Raw genomic sequence first — 378 nt, 5'->3', positions numbered from 1 at the left:
GGCTCATACCGTGCAACCCTTGACCCATGCCCGAAGGAGACACCGTCTGGCAGGCCGCGAGGCGGTTGCACGTCGCCCTCGCGGGCAAGGTGCTGACCCGCAGCGACCTCCGGGTGCCCAGGTTCGCCACGGCGGACCTCACGGGCCGTACCGTCCTGGACGTCACTCCGCGCGGAAAGCACCTGCTGACCCGTATCGAGGGCGGTCTGACGCTCCACTCACACCTGAAGATGGACGGCTCCTGGAAGGTGTTCGCGAACGGCCGGCGCTGGACCGGCGGCCCCTCCCACCAGATCCGCGCCATCCTGGGCAACACGGACCTCACAGCGGTCGGCTACCGCCTCCCCGTCCTCGAGCTCATAAGGACCCCCGACGAAC

At 69.0% G+C, this 378-nt stretch carries 1 protein-coding gene; it reads left to right on the top strand.

All coding sequences use genetic code 11. The features are described 5' to 3' along the window. Window positions 1-26: 26 nt before the first annotated feature. On the top strand, window positions 27-378 hold a 352-nt coding region (locus tag IG05_RS0141245), incomplete at its 3' end, for a DNA-formamidopyrimidine glycosylase family protein (protein ID WP_030349203.1).

The sequence above is a fragment of the Streptomyces sp. NRRL S-1022 genome, assembly GCF_000720135.1.
GTDB lineage: Bacteria > Actinomycetota > Actinomycetes > Streptomycetales > Streptomycetaceae > Streptomyces.
The sequence above is the reverse complement of the archived record's forward strand: the minus strand, read 5'-3'. Positions and strand labels throughout refer to the sequence as shown.